We start from the raw sequence: 19,811 nt of genomic DNA on the forward strand, positions 1-19,811 counted from the left end.
ATAATTTTATGGTATTTGGGTAAATAAATACTGGGTAGATAAAAATTGTAGCATATGTTTGTAATCCATATAAAGGAGAGTTTTATAATGGATGAAATACTTGAATTGCAGAAGAAAATTCTTCCTGAATTAACTGAAATTCTTGAGAAAAGATATAACATTTTAAGAAATATTTACTATAATCAACCAGTAGGAAGACGTACCTTAGCAAATAAAATAGGTATAGGTGAAAGAGTAATTAGAACTGAAGTGAATGTCCTTAGAGAACAAAATCTAGTTGAAATTAATCCCCTTGGAATGACAGTAACAGATGAGGGACAGATAATAGTAGACAAACTAAAGGATTTCATACACAGTCTGAAGGATTTGAAAAGCTTAGAGAGTAAACTAGAAAAGGTTCTAAATATTAAGAAGATTCTAGTTGTTCCTGGAAGTTTTGATGAAGATGAATATATATTAAAGGATGTAGGAAAGACATCTTCTTTATGTATTAAGACAATGCTAAAGGATAATAATATTATTGGGATAACTGGTGGTAGCACAATGGCCCAAGTTGCCAATGAGATGCCTAAACAAGATATACATAGTAATATTTTAGTTATACCTGCAAGAGGTGGTTTAGGAAAGAATTTTGAAAGCCAAGCAAATAATGTGGCTGTTAACTTAGCTAAAAAGTTGGGAGGAAGCTATAAGCTCCTTCATGTACCAGATAGTTTAGATAAGGAAGCATTGGATACCATTATACAGATACCTGAGGTTAAGGAATTGAAGAACTTAATTAAAAAAATTGATGTGTTAGTATTTGGTCTAGGTAATGCTGAAGAAATGGCAAATAGAAGAATGATTCCTGATGATAAAATAAAAGAAATTTTAGAAAAAGGTGCTGTAGCTGAAGCTTTCGGGTATTATTTTAATACTAAAGGTGAACAGGTATGGGAATCTAGTACTGTAGGGTTATCACTTGATGACTTTAAGAAAGTAAAAAATGTAGTAGGAGTGGCATGTGGTAAAAAGAAAGCAGAAGCTATCATAGCTATTTCATCTTTAAAAAAGGATATGACATTAATTATGGATGAAGGAGTAGCTAGAGAAATAATAGAGATAGTGAAATAAGCTGAACAAATCAGCTAAATATAAATTTTAGGAGGTATATTAATGACTATGAAAGTTGCTGTTAATGGATTTGGAAGAATTGGGAGAAACGTGTTAAGATACGCTATGGAAAGTAATGTGACTGACTTTGAAGTGGTTGCTATAAACAATCCTGGTAAAGTGGAAGATTTGGCACATCTATTTAAGTACGACTCATGCTTTGGCAGATTTGAAGGTACAGTTGAAGTTGATAATAATGATTTAATCATTAATGGAAAAAGAATTAAAGTTCTAGGAGAGAGAAATCCAGAGGCATTGCCTTGGGGAGAATTAGGAGTAGAACTAGTAATAGAATCTACAGGTATATTCAGAGATAAAGAAGGCGCATCTAAGCATATTACTGCTGGAGCTAAGAAGGTACTAATAAGTGCTCCTGCAAAAGGTGAAGATGTTACAGTAGTTATGGGAGTTAATGAAGGAGATTATGATCCTAAGAACCATAACATTATATCAAATGCATCTTGCACAACAAACTGCTTAGCTCCATTTGCTAAGGTTATTTTAGATAACTTTGGAATTAAAAGAGGACTTATGACTACTGTTCACTCTTATACAAATGACCAAAGAATCTTAGATGGTACTCATAATAAAGATTTAAGAAGAGCAAGAGCTGCAGCAGAATCAATAATACCAACTACAACAGGAGCAGCTAAAGCAGTTGCACTAGTTATACCTGAACTAAAAGGTAAACTTAATGGTATGGCAATGAGAGTTCCTACTCCTACTGTATCAGTTGTTGACGTAGTATTTGAAACTGAGAAAGAAGCAACTACAGAAGAAATAAACAAAGTATTAAAAGAAGCTGCTGAAGGAGAATTAAAAGGTATTTTAGGATTCTCAGAAGAGCCATTAGTTTCTGTTGATTATAAAAAAGACTCTCATTCATCCATAGTTGACGGATTATCTACAATGGGTATTGGAAACATGATTAAGATAGTATCTTGGTATGATAATGAGTGGGGATACTCATCTAGAGTTGTAGATTTAGCTAAATATATTGCTCAAAAAGGGTTATAGTAAGTATATAAAATAAATATGTATGAGAATCCAGAGAGAGTTTGCTTCTTTGCTGGATTCTTATATTTTCATTAGGAGGGTTAAAATGTTAAATAAAAAAATTGTGTCTGATTTAGAGCTTGAAGGAAAAAAGGTTCTTGTTAGATGTGACTTTAACGTGCCTATGGATGAAAACGGAAATATAACCGACGATAGAAGAATTAAAAGTGCACTTCCTACTATAGAGTACATAATCGAAAAGGGCGGGAAGGTTATATTAATGTCTCACCTAGGAAGACCAAAGGGAGAAGCAAATCCAAAATACAGTCTAGCTCCAGTGGCACAAAGGTTAGCTAATCTATTAAACAAAGAAGTCAAATTTATTGATGAATCGGAAGTAGTAAATGATGTAGCTATAATGGCTACTAATGGTATGAAAAATGGAGATGTAATCCTATTACAAAACACTAGATTTAGAAAAGAAGAAAAGAAAAACAATCCTGATTTTGCAAAGAACTTAGCTTCTTTAGCTGATGTATTTATCAACGATGCATTTGGTACAGCTCATAGGGCCCATGCTTCTAATGTAGGAGTATCTGAGTATTTACCTTCAGCAGTAGGATTTTTAGTAAATAAAGAGATTGAAATAATGGGTAAAGCTATGTCAAATCCTGAAAGACCATTTATAGCTATTCTAGGAGGAGCAAAAGTTTCAGATAAGATAAGTGTAATAGAAAACTTAATTGATAAGGTAGATAGCTTACTTATAGGTGGCGGAATGATGTTTACCTTCTTAAAGGCTCAAGGTTATGGGATTGGTAAATCTCTTTTGGAAGAGGATAAAATTGATTTAGCTAAAAGCTTATTAGAGAAGGCTGAAGCAAAGGGAGTTAAATTATTACTTCCTATAGATGTTGTAGTTGCCAAAGAATTTAAAAATGATACAGATATTAAAACAGTAAGTATAGACGATATTCCAGAAGATATGATGGGACTTGATGTCGGAGAAGAAACAAGAAGTATCTTTGGTAAAGAGATAAAATCAGGGAAAACAATCATATGGAATGGACCAATGGGAGTTTTTGAAATGGAGAACTTCGCAAAGGGTACAGAAGCAATTGCTGAAGCAATGTCACAAACTGGAGGAGTAACAATAATAGGTGGTGGCGATAGTGCCTTAGCAGTTGAAAAAACTGGATTATCAGATAAAATGAGTCATATATCTACTGGTGGAGGTGCTTCTTTAGAGTTCTTTGAAGGAAAAACTTTGCCAGGAATAGAATCAATAGATGATAAGTAAGGAGGGATTTTGTGAGAATACCAATTATAGCAGGAAATTGGAAAATGAACAAAACCATAGGAGAGGCAATAGAACTAGTAAATCAGATTAAAGATGAAACTAATAAAACAGATGTTGAAGTAGTAGTTTGCTCTCCTTCTGTAGGATTAAGTGCAATAAAAAAAGAAGTAGAGGGCACTAAATTAAAAATTGGTGCTCAAAACATGCATTGGGAAGACAACGGAGCCTATACAGGAGAGATATCACCAGTTATGCTAAAGGATATTGGGGTTGACTATGTAATTATAGGTCATTCTGAGAGAAGACAATACTTTAATGAAACTGATGAAACAGTAAACAAAAAAGTAAAAGCGGCATTAAATTATGATATTAATCCAATAATCTGCGTTGGAGAAACTTTAGACGAAAGAGAAAATGGAAAAGCTAAAGATAAGGTTAACACTCAGATTATTAAAGCATTAGAAGATATTGATTCAAAAAATATGTTAAAGGTTGTTATAGCTTATGAACCAATATGGGCAATAGGAACTGGCAAAACAGCTTCTAGTGATGATGCAAATGACATGATTTCTTACATTAGAGAAATAATTGAAGAAAAATATGGTGTAGATATTTCTGAAGAAGTTAGAATTCAATATGGCGGAAGTGTAAAGCCTAATAATGCGACAGAGATAATGAACCAGTCAGATATTGATGGTGCTCTAGTAGGTGGAGCTAGCTTAAAAGCTAAAGATTTTCTTGATATAGTTAATTTTTAATAAGGGGTGTTTTCATGCCAAAAAAAATGACTGCACTAGTTATTCTTGATGGATGGGGACTAGGTGAAAAGTATGAGGGGAATGCTGTTACGGCAGCAAGTACCCCCAACTTTAAACGATTAAACCAAGAGTACCCATCCACTACTCTTACAGCAAGTGGGTCGTCAGTAGGCCTACCCGACGGGCAGATGGGAAACTCAGAAGTTGGTCATCTAAATATAGGTGCTGGAAGAATTGTATATCAGGAACTCACAAGGATAACTAAAGCAATAGAGAATAAAGAATTTCATAAGAAAAAAGAATTAGTTGAAGCAGTACAATATGCCAAAAAGAATAATACTAAACTTCATTTGATGGGACTTCTTTCCGATGGAGGAGTACATAGTCATAATAGACATCTTTATGCTCTTTTAGAATTAGCTAAAGAGAATGATTTTGAAGACGTATATGTACATTGTTTTCTTGATGGAAGAGATGTGCCACCAACAAGTGCAAAAGGGTATTTGGAAGAGTTAGAAAGCATGATGAAAGAAATTGGAGTCGGAAAGATTGCCACTATAGCAGGAAGATATTATGCTATGGACAGAGATAAGAGATGGCAAAGAACTAAGCTGGCTTATGACGCAATGACAATGGGTACGGGTATGGAAGGCGGTTCGTCTACTGAAATTATTAATCGTGCATACGGTGAGGATGAAACAGATGAGTTTGTTAAGCCTTCAGTTGTATTTAAAAATGACAAGCCAGTTGGATTAGTAGAATCAAAAGATTCAATAATTTTCTTTAATTTCAGGCCTGATAGAGCTAGACAAATAACGAGAGCATTTGTGGACAAGGATTTTGAGGGATTTGATAGAAAGAAAAAGGTAGATGTTCATTTTGTTTGTATGACTCAATACGACAAAACTATTGAGGGGGTAGATGTAGCATATAAACCTCAAAAATATTCAAATACTCTTGGAGAGTTTATAAGTAAAGAAGGATTGTCCCAGCTAAGGATAGCAGAAACTGAAAAATATGCTCATGTTACTTTCTTCTTTAATGGTGGAGTGGAAGAACCAAATCCTAATGAAGAAAGGGTGCTTATACCATCTCCAAAGGTTGCAACATATGATATGAAGCCAGAGATGAGTGCAATAGAAGTGAAAAACCAAGTATTAGAAAAAATTAGAGAAGATAAGTACGACTTTATGGTACTTAATTTTGCTAATGCCGATATGGTTGGACATACTGGTGATATTGGTGCAGCTAAAAAGGCAATCGAAACAGTAGATGAATGTCTGGGTGAAGTTATTGATGAAATAGTAAAAACTGGAGGAAATGCCTTGATTACAGCAGATCATGGAAATGCTGAAGAGATGCTTGATAAGGAGTCTGGCAAGACGTTGACAGCTCATACTACAAATAAAGTACCATGTATAGTTGTTGGTGAAGGTGATTTGAAATTACGCGAAGGAATTTTAGCAGATATAGCACCTACTTTACTCGAAATGTTAAACTTGAATATTCCCCAGGAAATGACAGGAGAATCATTAATTATTAAATAAACATAGAGGCTAAGCTACATCTAAATAATAGCTTAATCTATGATGTTGTTATAAAATAAATGAGGAAGCTCTAACGCATAAATGCGTGTGGTTTCTTCAATATAAAAATTTAAGGAGGTAGTACAATGCCAATTATTACTGAGATTTTTGCAAGAGAAATATTAGACTCAAGAGGTAATCCTACAGTAGAGGTTGAAGTTTTCACTGAAAATGGAGCCTTTGGAACAGCAGCAGTTCCATCAGGAGCTTCTACAGGAGCTTTTGAAGCAGTTGAATTGAGAGATGGCGATGAAAATAGATATATGGGAAAAGGTGTTACTCAAGCAGTAGCTAATGTTAATGAAATAATAGCACCTGAAATAGTAGGATTTGATGCAAGAGACCAAGTTGGAATAGATTTAGCAATGATAGAGTTAGATGGAACACCAAACAAAGAGAAATTAGGAGCAAATGCAATATTAGGAGTTTCTTTAGCAGTAGCTAAAGCAGCAGCTGACTTTGTAGGTTTAGACTTATATCAGTATATAGGTGGAGTAAATGCTAGAACATTGCCAGTTCCTATGATGAACATATTAAATGGTGGTAAGCATGCAGATAATAATGTTGATATTCAAGAATTTATGGTAATGCCTGTTGGAGCACCTAGCTTTAAAGAAGCATTAAGAATGGGAACAGAAGTATTCCATAACTTGAAAAAAGTTCTAAAATCTAAAGGACATAATACAGCAGTTGGAGATGAAGGTGGCTTTGCGCCAAACTTATCATCTAATGAAGAAGCACTTTCAACAATTGTTGAAGCTATAAAACAAGCAGGATATAAGCCAGGCGAAGAAATTATGTTAGCATTGGATGTAGCTGCTACTGAAATCTATGACAACGAAAGCAAAACATATAATTTAGAAGCAGAAGGTAAAAAATTAAGTTCTTCTGAAATGGTAGATTTCTATAGTAACTTAGTTGAAAAATATCCAATCATATCTATTGAAGATGGATTGGATGAAGAAGATTGGGATGGCTGGAAGCTTATGACTGATAAGTTGGGCAATAAAATCCAAATTGTTGGTGATGATCTATTTGTAACTAACACTGAAAGGCTTAAGAAAGGTATAGAAAATGGATCTGCTAACTCAATTCTTATAAAATTAAATCAAATTGGCTCTATAACAGAGACTTTAGAGGCAATTGAAATGGCTAAGAGAGCAGGATATACAGCAGTTGTATCCCATAGATCAGGAGAAACAGAGGACACTACAATTGCAGACTTTGTTGTTGCAACAAACGCTGGTCAAATCAAGACTGGTGCACCATCAAGAACAGATAGAGTGGCTAAATATAATCAACTTCTTAGATTAGAAGAGTTCCTAGGAGGAACTTCACAATATAAAGGATTGGACGTATTCTATAACCTTAAATAAGTGAGATAAGACTGAATAAAAAGCATATTTCATCAAATAATAAGGGAGAGAATTCTCCCTTATTATTTTAAATAAGAAATAATAACATATAATTTAATTATTTTTAGTAATTGTAAATTATTAAAAGAATTCTAGTTTTAAAGATTTAAAATTGAATTTAATGGAAATAATTTTAGTGAGAATCCTATAAGAAAAATTAATCAAGTACAGCATTGATATATAGTAGATTAATAGATTTTCAGTAGAAATTTTAACTAATAACTGCTAGAAATAACATTATTAATAAGCTTATGGATAAGAAATAAATATTGCTTTTATCGTATTCCTGTGTTAAAATATTGATGTTTACTAGAAATCGGGAGGTGGAAAAATGGGAACGTTCTTAAAAATTTTAATTTTAATACCAAGTTTGATTCTTATAATTAGTATCTTACTACAGTCTGGAAAAAGTGCTGGACTTTCAGGCTCTATCGCAGGTGGGGCAGAAAGTTTATGGGGTAAGAATAAAGGAAGAAGCTATGAAGGTATACTTAGTAAAGTTACGGCAGTAGCAGCAATAGCATTCGTAGTTTGCGCACTAATATTAGTAGCAGTTCAATAAAACTGAATACAAAGGAGGATAAGAAATTGGAACTACTGTACTTAGCACCGGTAGTTGGTGTCATCGCATTATTATTCGCATTATATAAAGCTTCTACTATTAATAAAGTAGCTGTAGGGAACGAAAGAATGAAAGAAATTTCTTCTCATATCCAAGAGGGAGCAATGGCTTTCCTTTCAAGAGAATACAAATCATTGGCAATATTCGTAATTGTACTTTTCATTATATTAGGATTTGGAATTGATTGGGGAACATCCATATCATTCCTAGTAGGGGCTATCTTCTCAGCTTTAGCAGGTTTCTTTGGAATGAAAGTAGCTACTAAGGCAAACGTTAGGACAGCAAATGCTGCAAAGGAATCAGGAATCAACAAAGCTTTAAGTGTTGCTTTTTCTGGTGGAGCAGTAATGGGTATGTCTGTTGTGGGTCTAGGACTTTTAGGAATAGGAACACTCTATTTCATATTTACAAGGGATGTTGAAGGTGTAGAAGGACTAAGAGATGCAGCAAAAACTATAACAGGATTTGGACTAGGAGCTTCATCAATTGCATTATTTGGACGTGTTGGTGGAGGTATTTACACTAAGGCAGCTGACGTAGGGGCTGATCTTGTTGGAAAAGTTGAAGCTGGAATACCTGAAGATGATCCACGAAATCCAGCAGTTATTGCTGACAATGTAGGAGACAACGTAGGAGACGTAGCTGGAATGGGAGCTGACCTATTCGAATCTTATGTAGGTTCAATCATTTCTGCTATAACATTAGGTTTATTAGAATTTCAAGCAGATGGTGCTTTATTCCCACTATTACTTGCTGCAACTGGGATTTTAGCATCTATTATTGGTACTTTCTTTGTGAGAGCAAAAGAAGGCGCTGATCCTCAAAAGTCATTAGACTTAGGTACATTTGTAAGTGCAGGAATTACTGTCATCGTTGCATTTATATTAAGTAGACAAATATTAGAGTCATTAAACCCGTTTTGGGCTATCACAGCTGGTTTAGTAGTTGGGCTAGTAATTGCTAAAATTACTGAGTACTACACAGCTACTGAGTATAAGCCAGTTCAAAGAATTGCTGATGAATCAGAAACTGGAAGTTCAACTAATATAATAAGTGGTCTTTCAGTTGGTATGGCTTCAACAGCATTACCAATATTAGTTATTGCTGTAGGTATTTTATTTGCTTATAATATAGCAGGTTTATATGGTATTGCTCTAGCAGCAGTAGGTATGTTATCAACAGCTGGAATGACAGTTGCTGTAGATGCATATGGACCGATTGCTGATAACGCTGGTGGTATAGCAGAAATGTGTGAATTGCCAGGTAATGTTAGAAAGATAACTGATAAATTAGATGCTGTAGGAAATACAACAGCTGCTATAGGTAAAGGTTTTGCTATTGGTTCAGCTGCTTTAACAGCTCTGGCATTATTTGCTTCTTATACTCAGGCTGTTGGACTATTAGAAAATGGAATTGATTTAACTAAACCGACTGTAATAGTAGGTTTATTAATAGGTGGTATGTTACCATTCTTATTCTCAGCTATTACTATGCAAGCAGTTGGTAAAGCTGCATTTAGTATGATTGAAGAGGTTAGAAGACAATTTAAATCAATACCTGGAATTATGGAAGGTAAAGCTAAACCAGAATATAAAAGATGTGTTGATATAAGTACTGCAGCTGCTTTAAGAGAAATGATTATACCAGGTGTGCTTGCAGTATTAGCACCAGTTGCTACAGGATTAATTCTTGGTACTGAGGCTTTAGGAGGCTTACTTGCTGGAGCACTTGTTACTGGAGTTCTTATGGCTATCTTTATGGCTAATGCAGGTGGAGCTTGGGATAATGCTAAGAAGTATATAGAAGAAGGAAATCATGGTGGTAAAGGTAGTGAAGCTCACAAAGCTGCTGTTGTTGGTGACACTGTTGGTGATCCTTTCAAGGATACATCAGGACCTTCTATTAATATATTAATTAAGCTTATGACAATAGTTTCATTAGTATTTGCTCCATTATTTGTTAAGTTTGGGGGTCTATTCTAGAAACTATTTCAAATAAGATAAATAGTTGAATATGATTAATTAGTTTTACAATATATTAAAAAAGCTCTTCTCTTTTGAGATGAGCTTTTTTAAATGCAAAAAAATTATATTTATACTTTAAATTGCCCAATAAAAATATCACAAGAATTCTTTAACAAAGTAACTCTTTTCATAAATTTAATTATATTACAAAACTATTAAAACACTTAGATATATGATATAATTTATTAGTGTGTGGTTATAATCATACATGTCTAAAGAATAATAATTATTACATACTTTTAATTAGAAAATATTAAATTAAAAAATAGAGGTTAGTTTCACGAAAGCTTTTTTAATAAATATTATGATAATATAAAGTTCTTAAAAAGAAATTGTATTTGTTCATAATTAAATTTTGATGAGGATGATAAAATGATAGAAAATATAAATGGATTAAATATTAATTACATATGTGAAGGAGAAGGAAAAAATATTTTATTACTTCATGGATGGGGAGCCAGTATCGAAACAGTTCTACCTATATTTAATCATTTAAAAGACCGTTTTAAAGTATATGCAGTAGATTTGCCTGGGTTTGGAAAAAGTGATGAACCTAAAGAAGTTTGGGGAACTCTAGATTATGCTGAATGTATTAGAGGGTTCATAAGAAAAATGAATATGAAAAAAGTCACACTTATTGGACACTCCCATGGAGGAAGAGTATCAATATTCTTAGGGAATGAATATCCTAATATAATAGACAAAATTATTTTAGTTGATAGTGCTGGATTAATTCCAAAACGACATTTAAAATACTACTTTAAGGTTTATACTTTTAAGACTCTTAAGAAACTATATACTACTTTTTATTTTGGATCAAATAAAGAAGAAAGAATGGAAAAATTTTATAGAAAATTTGGGTCAACAGATTATAAGAATTCACCTGGAATAATGAGAAAAGTAATGGTTAAGGTATTAAGTGAGAACTTAAGGCCTCTTTTAAGTGGTATAAAAGCGCCAACTCTTTTAATTTGGGGTAGTAATGATGAAGACACTCCTGTTTACATGGGTGAAATCATGGAAAAGGAAATACCAGATAGTGGATTAGTAGTATTAGACAATGCTGGACATTATTCATATTTAGATAAGTTTAATCATTTTAAAGTGATAATAGATAATTTTTTAGAAGGAAGTGAATAGCATGTTGAATACAGAGAGTATATTATTTGTCCTGGGTCTTTTAATTACATTTGGAATTTGGGGGTTAGGAACTTTTATAAGAGGTAGATTTTTTCTTCATATGATTCAATTAGAAGAGTACAATAATATCAATTATTTGAATTGGATAAAAGAGTATAACTATAGAGCTTATTCAAAAAAGACGATGTTTTCTTTTAGTCTTATTGCAATTATATCATCAATTTATTTAATACTGTCATTCTTTATACAAAACTATATAATGCTTATAATCTATGTATTAATTTGGACTATGGCTTTATTATCAGGAATTAACTTTAAAAAAGAAGAGGCAAAGAAAGATTTAGTTTTTACAGCAAGGGCTAAAAGACTTTTTGCTGGTTATTTTGTTTCATGTGGAATTGAATTGCTTGTAATTTTAGCCATATATCTGTTAGTTTCAAGTCAAATTATTTTTTATTATCCAGTGATGCTATTTACCATGGCATTAATATATTTCTATGCACCGTATAATATGTATTTTGGCAATTTATTAGATATTCCTATAGAAAAAAGAATTCATAGACATTATTATGAAATGGCATATAATAAGATTAGAAAGTTTGAAGATTTAAAAATCGTTGGGATAACCGGAAGCTATGGAAAAACAAGTACAAAGTTTATTACATCAACTATCTTAGAAGAAAAATTTAAGAATTTAAAAACTCCAGCAAGTTATAATACTCCAATGGGTATTAGTAAAGTAATAAATGATACTTTAACTGCTGATTATGAAACCTTTGTAGTGGAAATGGGTGCAAGAAGAATTGGTGAGATTGAAGAAGTTGCTAAACTAGCTAATCCACAGATTGGTGTAATTACTTCGATAGGTCCTACTCATCTAGAGACATATAAAAACATAGAAAATATAATAAAAACTAAGTATGAGTTAATAGAAGAGCTACCACCAGATGGAATTGCTATTTTTAATTATGATAATGATTATGTTAAAAGATTGGCCGATAAAACTTTTAAGGAAAAGATACTATATGGTATGGAAGATATAGAAAATTTAGATCTTTATGCAGAAAATATTGAAATCTCCGAAGCAGGATCTACATTTATACTGAAAGATAAAGAAGGAAATAGTGTGGAGTGTAGATCAAAATTACTTGGTAGACACAATATATCAAATCTTCTAGCAGGAGCAGCCATTGCCAAATCAATAGGAATGACCTTTGAAGAGATAGCTAAAGGTATCGTAAAAATTCAACCAGTTCCCCATAGATTACAACTAATGAACCCTGGTACAGGTGTGATTGTAATAGATGATACATATAATTCTAATCCTGTTAGTTCTAAAGCAGCTCTAGAGGTATTAGATCAATTTAAAGAAGGTAATAAGGTGATTATAACTCCAGGTATGGTAGAACTAGGAGATAAGGAAGAAGAGGAAAATAAAATACTTGGGAAAAACATTGCAAAGACATGTGATTACATTATTTTGGTTGGAAAGAAAAAAACTAAGCCAATTTATGAAGGAATAATGGAAGAAGGTTTTTCTAAGGACAAAGTATTCGTTGTAAATAGTATAGATGATGCTACAAAAACATTGCAGACTTTTGTAAAGCCTAAGGATATTGTTTTATTTGAAAATGACTTACCTGATACATTCAATGAATAGAAAAGATTGGAGGTTTATGAGTGAAAAAGAGAGTAGGAGTAATTTTTGGAGGAAGAAGTGTAGAACATGAGGTTTCAGTAATTACAGCCCTCCAGGCAATGGAGAACATTGATAAATCAAAATTTGAAGCAGTACCAATTTTTATTAATAAAGAAGGTAAATGGTTTACGGGAGAGTCATTAAAGGATATTAAGAATTTTAAAAACAACAATTTAAATAATCTAAAAGAAATAGTTCTAACGCCTTATTATAGAGATTCTAAGCTATATATTCATCCAGAGAAGAAAGGATTATTTGGGAAAAAAGAAATAGATAATATAGATGTGTTTTTGCCATTAGTACATGGTACAAATGGTGAGGATGGAACACTCCAGGGACTGTTAGAGCTTGCAAATATTCCTTTTGTTGGTGCAGGAGTTTTAGCTTCCTCAGTTGGAATGGATAAAGTACTTATGAAAGATGTCTTCAAATCCTATAATCTACCTATGGTTGAATATATGTGGTTCTTTAGAAGAAGATGGCTTGAAGAAAGAGATTCTATTATAAAAGAAGTAGAAGAAAAACTAAGTTATCCTGTTTTCGTTAAGCCTGCAAACTTAGGTTCTAGTGTAGGCATTACCAAGGCTAAGGATACTAATGAGCTTATAGCAGCTATAGAAATTGCTATAAGATATGATAGAAAAATAATAATTGAGCAAGGTATAGATAAGCCTAGGGAAATCAATATAGCAGTAATGGGATATGATGATAAGGTTAAAACATCTCTTTGTGAGGAGCCATTAGGATGGCAAGATTTTCTCTCTTATGAAGATAAATATATTAAAGGAGATAGTAAGAGTGGAGAAAAAAATAGTAATTCAAAAAGACAGATACCTGCTAATATTGATGAGGACCAAACTAAGAGTATAGGAAATATTGCTAAAGAAGCATTTATGTCAATAGATTGTAAAGGAAATGCAAGGATTGACTTTTTAATGGATAATGAAGGAAATATATATATAAATGAAATTAATACTATTCCAGGGTCTATGGCTTTTTACTTATGGGAACCAGCAGGAACTACTTTTACAGAACTTATTACTGAGTTAATAAATATAGCAGAGAAAACTCATTCAGATAAGAGTGAAAACATGTATTCCTATGACGTTGACTTATTTAAGAGAAAAGACTTAGCAAATCAAGCTACTAAATTATAGAACAGTATAACTAATCTAACATTCATACAACGTATAAGTCATTTGACTTATGCGTTTTGTGTTATAAGGCTATAAATCATATATAAATATGTTATAATATGGTATAAAGATATTATTAGAATAGAAGGTGATTCGGTTGAAATATATTCACGAAAATGCTAAGCCCTTTTATTTTAAAGGGGATAGCAGGGGGTGTCTTCTAATCCATGGCTTTACAGGTTGTCCTGCAGAAATGAGACTCCTTGGAGAGCATTTAAAGGATTTAGGATATACAGTAAGAGGTTTACAACTAAAGGGGCATGGTACAAGTATTGAGGATATGGAAAAAAGTGATTGGAGAAAATGGTTAGATTCTGCAGAAGAAGAGCTACGTCAGCTCATGACCAACTGTGATGAAATTGTTATAATTGGCTTATCAATGGGTGGAATTATATCATTAATATTATCGTCAAAGTATGATGTTAAAGGAATAGTTAGCTTATCTTCACCTATTAAAATTACAAATAAGAAAGCATATTACTCTCCTATTATGAAATATTTTAAAAAGTATACTCCTAAGGAAGTAAGTACAAATACTAAATATGTTGAAGAATACTGCATAAGCTATGATAAAACTCCTGTTAGTAAGGTGCCAGATTTACTAGCATTAATTAGAAAAGCAAAAAGAAATCTAAAGAAAATTTACTCACCTATACTTATTATTCAATCAAAAGATGACAATACTGTAAAATATGAAAGTGCAGAGATTATTTTTAAGAAAATAAGATCTAAATTCAAGAAGTTAATATACTTGAAAGAAAGTGGACATGTAATTACTTTAGGAAAAGAAAGAGAAAAGGTTTTTAAAGAGATAGATGCTTTTCTGGAACAAGTTTTTTAAAGGCATAAAAATTAAGCTTAATATAGATTAAATAATGTGAGGAGGGAAATTAATGACAAGAGAAGAGGCTTTAAAGCATGTAAAAGCAAATATTAAGAATAAAAATTTATTTAAGCATATGCTTGCTACAGAAGCTATAATGCAGGGATTGGCAGAGAAGTTTGATGAAGATGTGCATAAATGGGGTATTGCTGGTTTAGTGCATGACATAGATTATGATGAAACAGCTGACGATCCCCATAGACATAGTATAGTAGGGGCTGAAATCCTTGAGGAATTAGGTTATGACGAAGATATTGTATATTCAGTTAAAGTTCATAATGATGCCCATGGGCTTGAAAGAAAAACCACTATGGATAAAGCTTTATATTCAAGTGATCCATTAACGGGATTAATAGTAGCAGCTGCTCTTATATCTCCAGATAAGAAACTTAGTAAAATAGATGAGGATTTCATACTAAGACGTTTTGACGAAAAAGCTTTTGCAAGGGGAGCAAATAGAGAACAAATAAGGGCGTGTAGTGAAATGGGGCTAGAATTAAATGACTTTATCAGTATAGGTCTTAATTCTATGAGAAATATTTCTAAGGAATTAGGATTATAGTAGTTTATATTTTCTCTAAATTCTTAAATTTTTCAATATTGAAACTTTCATATGATTGAGGAAATTGTATATTTATAAATTAAGTATATTTTTTCATGAAATTTGAATATGCAATTTCCTTGATTAATTATATAATACAAAATGCTATAACTTTTAAGTATTGGGGTATCATAAATATAACCAATACTTTTAAAATTGGAGGAATATAAATGAGTACTAAGGAAAAATTAGTGGAATTTATGAAAGAACAGGCGTACAAACCTATGTCTAAAGGAGAGCTTACTAAAATCTTTAGTCTTAATAAAGATGAAGAAAAAGAATTTCATAAGCTATTAGACGATATGGAAAAAGAAGGATTAATTATAAAAACAGGTAAAAAGAGATACGGAATACCAGAGAAGATGAATTTAGTAGTTGGAAGGCTTCAAGGTAACGAAAGGGGCTTTGGATTTGTAATACCTGATAATAAGGATATTAAGGATATTTTTATTCCTGCTGCCGATTTAAATGGTGCTTTACACGGCGATAAGGTGGTAGCTAAAATCACCTCCCAAGGAAGAGAGTCTAAGAAACAAGAAGGGGAAATAATAAGGATTCTAGAGAGAGTGAATCAAACAATAGTAGGTACATATGAAAATAGTAAAAACTTTGGTTTTGTTGTTGCTGATGATACTAGAATTAGTATGGATATATTTGTTCCCAAATCAGAGAAAAATGGAGCTAAGACAGATCAAAAAGTTGTTGTAGAGATAACTAAATGGCCTGTAAAAAGAAGGAATCCAGAAGGTAAGATAATCGAAATTTTAGGATATAAAAATGATGTGGGGACAGATATAAAATCAATTATTAAACAGTTTAAGCTACCTGAAGAATTTCCACAAAATGTTGTTAACCAAGCAGAGGAAATACCAGAAGAGATTCCTGAAAGCGAAATAAATAGAAGACTTGATTTAAGAGACAAAACTATATTCACAATAGACGGAGCAGATGCAAAGGACCTAGATGATGCTATATCTATTGAGAAGCTTGAAAATGGTAATTTTAAGCTTGGAGTGCATATAGCTGATGTTACCCACTATGTAAGAGAACATACACCTTTAGATAAGGAAGCACTAAACAGAGGTACAAGTGTATACTTAGTAGACAGGGTTATTCCTATGCTTCCGAAAAAGCTTTCTAATGGAGTATGTAGTTTACATCCAAATGTTCCTAGATTAACTCTAAGTTGTTTTATGGAGATTGATCTAGATGGTAAAGTGGTAGATCATAAAATTGCAGAAACTATAATTGAGAGTAAAGAAAGATTGGTGTATACTGATATATCAGATTTATTAGAAAATAATGATTCTGAGCAGCTTGAAAGATATAAACACATACATGAAGAACTTCAGTTATCAGAGGAGCTTTGTCATATACTTAATAAGAAAAGAGAAGATAGAGGAACAATAGATTTTGATTTTCCAGAGGCTAAAATCATGCTAGATGAAGATGGAAAGCCTACTGAAATTAAAAAGTACGAGAGAAGAATTGCCAATAGAATAATTGAAGAGTTTATGCTAGTTTGCAATGAAACAGTAGCAGAATACATGTATTGGACTGAGATGCCATTCCTATATAGAATACATGAAGATCCTAGTGAAGAGAGAATTGAAGAATTTAATAAATTCATACATAACTTTGGATATCATATTAAGGGAACTCAAGAGATTCATCCGAAAGAGCTACAATGTTTATTAAAGAAAATTGAAGGTAAGAAAGAGGAAGTAGTCATTAATACATTAATGCTTAGATCCCTTAGAAAGGCGAAGTATAGTGCTGAATGCCTTGGTCATTTTGGATTGGCAGCAAAGTATTATACCCATTTTACTTCACCAATCAGAAGATATCCTGACCTTCAGATACACAGAATTATTAAATACTTTATAAACAATGAAATGACCAAGAATAAAATCAGTAAGCTTGAAAAAATAGTACCCCATGTAGCAGAACAATCATCAGCTAGAGAGAGATTGGCTGATGAGGCTGAAAGAGAAACAGACGATTTAAAGAAAGCAGAATATATGGCTGAGAGAATTGGTAAGGAATATGAGGGTATTATCTCTGGAATAACTCACTTTGGAATGTTTATTGAGTTAGACAATACTATAGAGGGTTTAGTTAGAATAAGCTCATTGGTGGATGATTACTATATCTATGATGAAGAGAACTATTGCTTTAGAGGTGAGAGAACTAAGAACACCTATAGAATAGGAGATGTAGTAAGGATAAAAGTTATAAGGGCAGATACAGCTAAGAGAGAGATTGACTTTGAATTAGTTAGTGATGAAGATAATGAAGAAGAGATTTCTTAAAGAATAAAACTTAGGAGGGATTAACCCTCCTTTTTTTTGCTGAAAAAAGTTAGTCTACTTGAGAAATACCATATTAAAATCTTGTGCTAAAGTATATTTAAGTTATAGAAGTTTAATTACTTAGGCTAAAAAGAATGGCTAATAAAGTGTAAAAATATAATTATATTGGTTATAATTTAGCTAAGAGGGCGCTAAGCGGAACATTATAAGTTAGGAGGGGTTAGATGAGAAATAAGGATGAGGTCAAAACAAACCCTGTAGATTATCTAGTTCATTATAAATATAAGAGTACAAATTATATTATTGGAGTAAAATTTTCTAATAGCTTGTTAGGTAGAGATAAAGGAATTTATATTAATGATAAGAAGCTTGAAACTAATAGCTTAGATTTTACAGATAATAGAGATGATAATATTATTAAAGTAATAGTATAATATCTGAGAATGCCTCGTTTCAGATATTTCTGTAAGAAAAAGCCATATACATTTTAAATTAGAAATATGGTCATATGTACACTTTGAATATAGTTAAAAATTACAACAAATATAATTTGACAAAACTTTCTGAAAATACCATAATATTATTAAAGGGGGAATTATTATGGCTAAATCAAATAGAGGGAGAAACTTAAGAAATTCAAGTGAGTGGAACAGAGGACAATGTCCTATGTGCGAGAGAACAGGCGTTAAGCTATTGTGGGATAATACTGATGAGAGCGGAAAAGAATTAAAGGTTTGTAAACACTGTAAAAATAAGTAGCTTAACTTCTGAGTCCAAATCTACTCCAGTAGATTTGGATTTTTTAGTTTCATTGAGAAGAATTAAACTTAGAGGCAAAATAGAAAGTAACAAAAAATAGTTCAAAATTGTTGACAAACAATATAATTTTTGCTATACTGAGATTTAGACTTCTGAAAAAGTATATTAAATAATGTTGGTGATAATTATGGGTAAAGGAAACAGTAGAACAGTAGCAACAAATAAAAAAGCAAGACATGATTACTTCATAGAGGATAGTCTTGAAGCTGGGATTGTCCTTAAAGGGACTGAGGTTAAATCAATACGTCAAGGTAAGATAAACATTAAGGATAGCTTTGCTCAGGTTGAAAATGGAGAAGTTTTCTTAAATAATCTTCATATTAGTCCTTATGAGCATGGCAATATTTACAATGTTGATCCTACTAGAAAGAGAAAGCTATTGCTTCACAAAAGAGAAATTAATAAATTGATTGGATATACTGCTCAGAAGGGATATTCTTTAATACCTCTCGAGGTATATTTAAAAGCAGGTCTTGTTAAAATTAATCTTGGTGTAGCTAAGGGTAAGAAATTGTATGATAAGAGACAGGATATAGCTAAAAAAGAAGCTCAGAGAAGAATTGAGAGACATATGAGTCCTAAATATTAGGATACATCATAGAAAAAAATATATCAGATCATATATTTTTTATATAGATATATTTATTTTGACAATTTAATATGGGGGTGAAATTGGCTTCGACGGGGGTATGGAACTAGGAGTAGCCAGGCGTGTTTTGTTTAGTTTCACGTAAAAAAGCTGAACACTAAATATAATTGCAGACGAAAATTACGCATTAGCTGCCTAATATAGCAGTTGCCTTCCTCTAGTAGTCCCGCCTATTAGAGTGTAAGGTCCATTATCTGCGGGGAACTACTACTGGGATGCTTCGACCTGTAGTAGACTAATTGAAGCTAGCCAATTAAAAAGCTTGTTGTTGAGCGTTTTATGAGGCGAATTTTAAAGCAGCAACTATCCTGGTAGAAGCTCGTGGGGAAGTGCTTTCGGACGAGGGTTCGACTCCCTCCACCTCCACCATATGAAAAAAAGGTAGATGATTCAAATGAATCGTCTACCTTTTTAAATTTGTCTATAACGATATATAATTATAGTTCTATGATTTATAGAATTTCAAACAATTCATAAAAAGTTAGTTGCTATAATATTATTAAATAAGAAGGTAGAATTTTAATTCCATACAATAATAATCAAAACGTGATTCCGATATTGGGATCACGTTTTTTAATATCTTTACTTAAATACAACACCAGTTTTAGAGATAGAATTAATAATACAGTTGATATATAATATTAAGAAGAATACAAAGG

At 32.2% G+C, this 19,811-nt stretch carries 17 protein-coding genes and 1 other RNA gene; all 18 read left to right on the plus strand.

Annotation, left to right across the window (positions count from 1 at the left end):
- Nucleotides 1-87: 87 nt before the first annotated feature.
- The 18 genes from JMO20_RS04640 (at nucleotide 88) to ssrA (ending at nucleotide 19,521) form a co-directional block, all read left to right on the plus strand.
- Nucleotides 88-1,113, plus strand: coding sequence for a sugar-binding transcriptional regulator (locus tag JMO20_RS04640; RefSeq protein ID WP_243414630.1), 1,026 nt, complete (start codon nucleotides 88-90; stop codon nucleotides 1,111-1,113).
- A 42-nt stretch (nucleotides 1,114-1,155) separates the two neighbouring features.
- Nucleotides 1,156-2,169, plus strand: a complete 1,014-nt coding sequence (gene gap / locus JMO20_RS04645; RefSeq protein WP_202708372.1) for a type I glyceraldehyde-3-phosphate dehydrogenase — start codon at nucleotides 1,156-1,158, stop codon at nucleotides 2,167-2,169.
- Nucleotides 2,170-2,254: 85 nt separating this feature from the next.
- Nucleotides 2,255-3,448: a phosphoglycerate kinase gene (locus tag JMO20_RS04650; protein WP_202708373.1), complete on the plus strand. Its 1,194-nt coding sequence runs from the start codon at nucleotides 2,255-2,257 to the stop codon at nucleotides 3,446-3,448.
- A gap of 11 nt (nucleotides 3,449-3,459) precedes the next feature.
- Nucleotides 3,460-4,206 (plus strand): triose-phosphate isomerase, encoded by a 747-nt coding sequence (gene tpiA, locus JMO20_RS04655; RefSeq protein WP_202708374.1) that lies wholly within the window; start codon nucleotides 3,460-3,462, stop codon nucleotides 4,204-4,206.
- A gap of 14 nt (nucleotides 4,207-4,220) precedes the next feature.
- Nucleotides 4,221-5,753, plus strand: a complete 1,533-nt coding sequence (gpmI, locus tag JMO20_RS04660; protein ID WP_202708375.1) for a 2,3-bisphosphoglycerate-independent phosphoglycerate mutase — start codon at nucleotides 4,221-4,223, stop codon at nucleotides 5,751-5,753.
- 125 nt (nucleotides 5,754-5,878) lie between these two features.
- A complete protein-coding gene (gene eno, locus JMO20_RS04665) occupies nucleotides 5,879-7,168 on the plus strand; it encodes a phosphopyruvate hydratase (protein ID WP_202708376.1) in 1,290 nt (429 codons plus the stop codon).
- 370 nt (nucleotides 7,169-7,538) lie between these two features.
- Nucleotides 7,539-7,769, plus strand: a complete 231-nt coding sequence (gene secG / locus JMO20_RS04670) for a preprotein translocase subunit SecG (protein WP_202708377.1) — start codon at nucleotides 7,539-7,541, stop codon at nucleotides 7,767-7,769.
- A gap of 26 nt (nucleotides 7,770-7,795) precedes the next feature.
- On the plus strand, nucleotides 7,796-9,811 hold the full coding sequence (locus JMO20_RS04675; RefSeq protein WP_202708378.1) for a sodium-translocating pyrophosphatase: 2,016 nt from the start codon (nucleotides 7,796-7,798) through the stop codon (nucleotides 9,809-9,811).
- A 414-nt stretch (nucleotides 9,812-10,225) separates the two neighbouring features.
- Nucleotides 10,226-10,993, plus strand: a complete 768-nt coding sequence (locus tag JMO20_RS04680; RefSeq protein WP_202708379.1) for an alpha/beta fold hydrolase — start codon at nucleotides 10,226-10,228, stop codon at nucleotides 10,991-10,993.
- Nucleotide 10,994: 1 nt separating this feature from the next.
- Complete coding sequence (locus tag JMO20_RS04685; RefSeq protein ID WP_202708380.1) at nucleotides 10,995-12,653, plus strand: UDP-N-acetylmuramoyl-tripeptide--D-alanyl-D-alanine ligase; 1,659 nt, start codon at nucleotides 10,995-10,997, stop codon at nucleotides 12,651-12,653.
- A 20-nt stretch (nucleotides 12,654-12,673) separates the two neighbouring features.
- Nucleotides 12,674-13,849: a D-alanine--D-alanine ligase gene (locus tag JMO20_RS04690; protein ID WP_202708381.1), complete on the plus strand. Its 1,176-nt coding sequence runs from the start codon at nucleotides 12,674-12,676 to the stop codon at nucleotides 13,847-13,849.
- Nucleotides 13,850-13,985: 136 nt separating this feature from the next.
- Complete coding sequence (locus JMO20_RS04695; RefSeq protein WP_202708382.1) at nucleotides 13,986-14,729, plus strand: alpha/beta hydrolase; 744 nt, start codon at nucleotides 13,986-13,988, stop codon at nucleotides 14,727-14,729.
- 52 nt (nucleotides 14,730-14,781) lie between these two features.
- Nucleotides 14,782-15,333, plus strand: coding sequence for an HD domain-containing protein (locus JMO20_RS04700; RefSeq protein WP_202708383.1), 552 nt, complete (start codon nucleotides 14,782-14,784; stop codon nucleotides 15,331-15,333).
- Nucleotides 15,334-15,542: 209 nt separating this feature from the next.
- Nucleotides 15,543-17,684 carry a ribonuclease R gene (rnr, locus tag JMO20_RS04705; RefSeq protein ID WP_202708384.1) on the plus strand — a complete coding sequence of 714 codons (2,142 nt, stop codon included), beginning with the start codon at nucleotides 15,543-15,545 and terminating at the stop codon, nucleotides 17,682-17,684.
- 224 nt (nucleotides 17,685-17,908) lie between these two features.
- Nucleotides 17,909-18,118 carry a hypothetical protein gene (locus JMO20_RS04710; protein ID WP_202708385.1) on the plus strand — a complete coding sequence of 70 codons (210 nt, stop codon included), beginning with the start codon at nucleotides 17,909-17,911 and terminating at the stop codon, nucleotides 18,116-18,118.
- A 166-nt stretch (nucleotides 18,119-18,284) separates the two neighbouring features.
- A complete protein-coding gene (locus tag JMO20_RS04715; protein WP_202708386.1) occupies nucleotides 18,285-18,443 on the plus strand; it encodes a hypothetical protein in 159 nt (52 codons plus the stop codon).
- 187 nt (nucleotides 18,444-18,630) lie between these two features.
- Nucleotides 18,631-19,092, plus strand: a complete 462-nt coding sequence (gene smpB / locus JMO20_RS04720) for an SsrA-binding protein SmpB (protein WP_202708387.1) — start codon at nucleotides 18,631-18,633, stop codon at nucleotides 19,090-19,092.
- A gap of 73 nt (nucleotides 19,093-19,165) precedes the next feature.
- Nucleotides 19,166-19,521, plus strand: a transfer-messenger RNA (tmRNA) gene (gene ssrA / locus JMO20_RS04725).
- Nucleotides 19,522-19,811: the final 290 nt, after the last annotated feature.

The organism is Sporosalibacterium faouarense (assembly GCF_016765695.1).
Classification (GTDB): domain Bacteria; phylum Bacillota; class Clostridia; order Tissierellales; family VENL01; genus Sporosalibacterium; species Sporosalibacterium faouarense.

What these genes read in the sequence shown, in the direction of transcription:
- JMO20_RS04650 (WP_202708373.1), top strand. Translation starts at nt 2,255, where the DNA reads ATGTTAAATAAAAAAATTGTGTCTGATTTAGAGCTTGAAGGAAAAAAG.
- JMO20_RS04710 (WP_202708385.1), top strand. Translation starts at nt 17,909, where the DNA reads ATGAGAAATAAGGATGAGGTCAAAACAAACCCTGTAGATTATCTAGTT.
- JMO20_RS04700 (WP_202708383.1), top strand. Translation starts at nt 14,782, where the DNA reads ATGACAAGAGAAGAGGCTTTAAAGCATGTAAAAGCAAATATTAAGAAT.
- JMO20_RS04680 (WP_202708379.1), top strand. Translation starts at nt 10,226, where the DNA reads ATGATAGAAAATATAAATGGATTAAATATTAATTACATATGTGAAGGA.
- JMO20_RS04640 (WP_243414630.1), top strand. Translation starts at nt 88, where the DNA reads ATGGATGAAATACTTGAATTGCAGAAGAAAATTCTTCCTGAATTAACT.
- JMO20_RS04715 (WP_202708386.1), top strand. Translation starts at nt 18,285, where the DNA reads ATGGCTAAATCAAATAGAGGGAGAAACTTAAGAAATTCAAGTGAGTGG.
- gap (WP_202708372.1), top strand. Translation starts at nt 1,156, where the DNA reads ATGACTATGAAAGTTGCTGTTAATGGATTTGGAAGAATTGGGAGAAAC.
- gpmI (WP_202708375.1), top strand. Translation starts at nt 4,221, where the DNA reads ATGCCAAAAAAAATGACTGCACTAGTTATTCTTGATGGATGGGGACTA.
- secG (WP_202708377.1), top strand. Translation starts at nt 7,539, where the DNA reads ATGGGAACGTTCTTAAAAATTTTAATTTTAATACCAAGTTTGATTCTT.
- rnr (WP_202708384.1), top strand. Translation starts at nt 15,543, where the DNA reads ATGAGTACTAAGGAAAAATTAGTGGAATTTATGAAAGAACAGGCGTAC.
- smpB (WP_202708387.1), top strand. Translation starts at nt 18,631, where the DNA reads ATGGGTAAAGGAAACAGTAGAACAGTAGCAACAAATAAAAAAGCAAGA.
- JMO20_RS04685 (WP_202708380.1), top strand. Translation starts at nt 10,995, where the DNA reads ATGTTGAATACAGAGAGTATATTATTTGTCCTGGGTCTTTTAATTACA.
- eno (WP_202708376.1), top strand. Translation starts at nt 5,879, where the DNA reads ATGCCAATTATTACTGAGATTTTTGCAAGAGAAATATTAGACTCAAGA.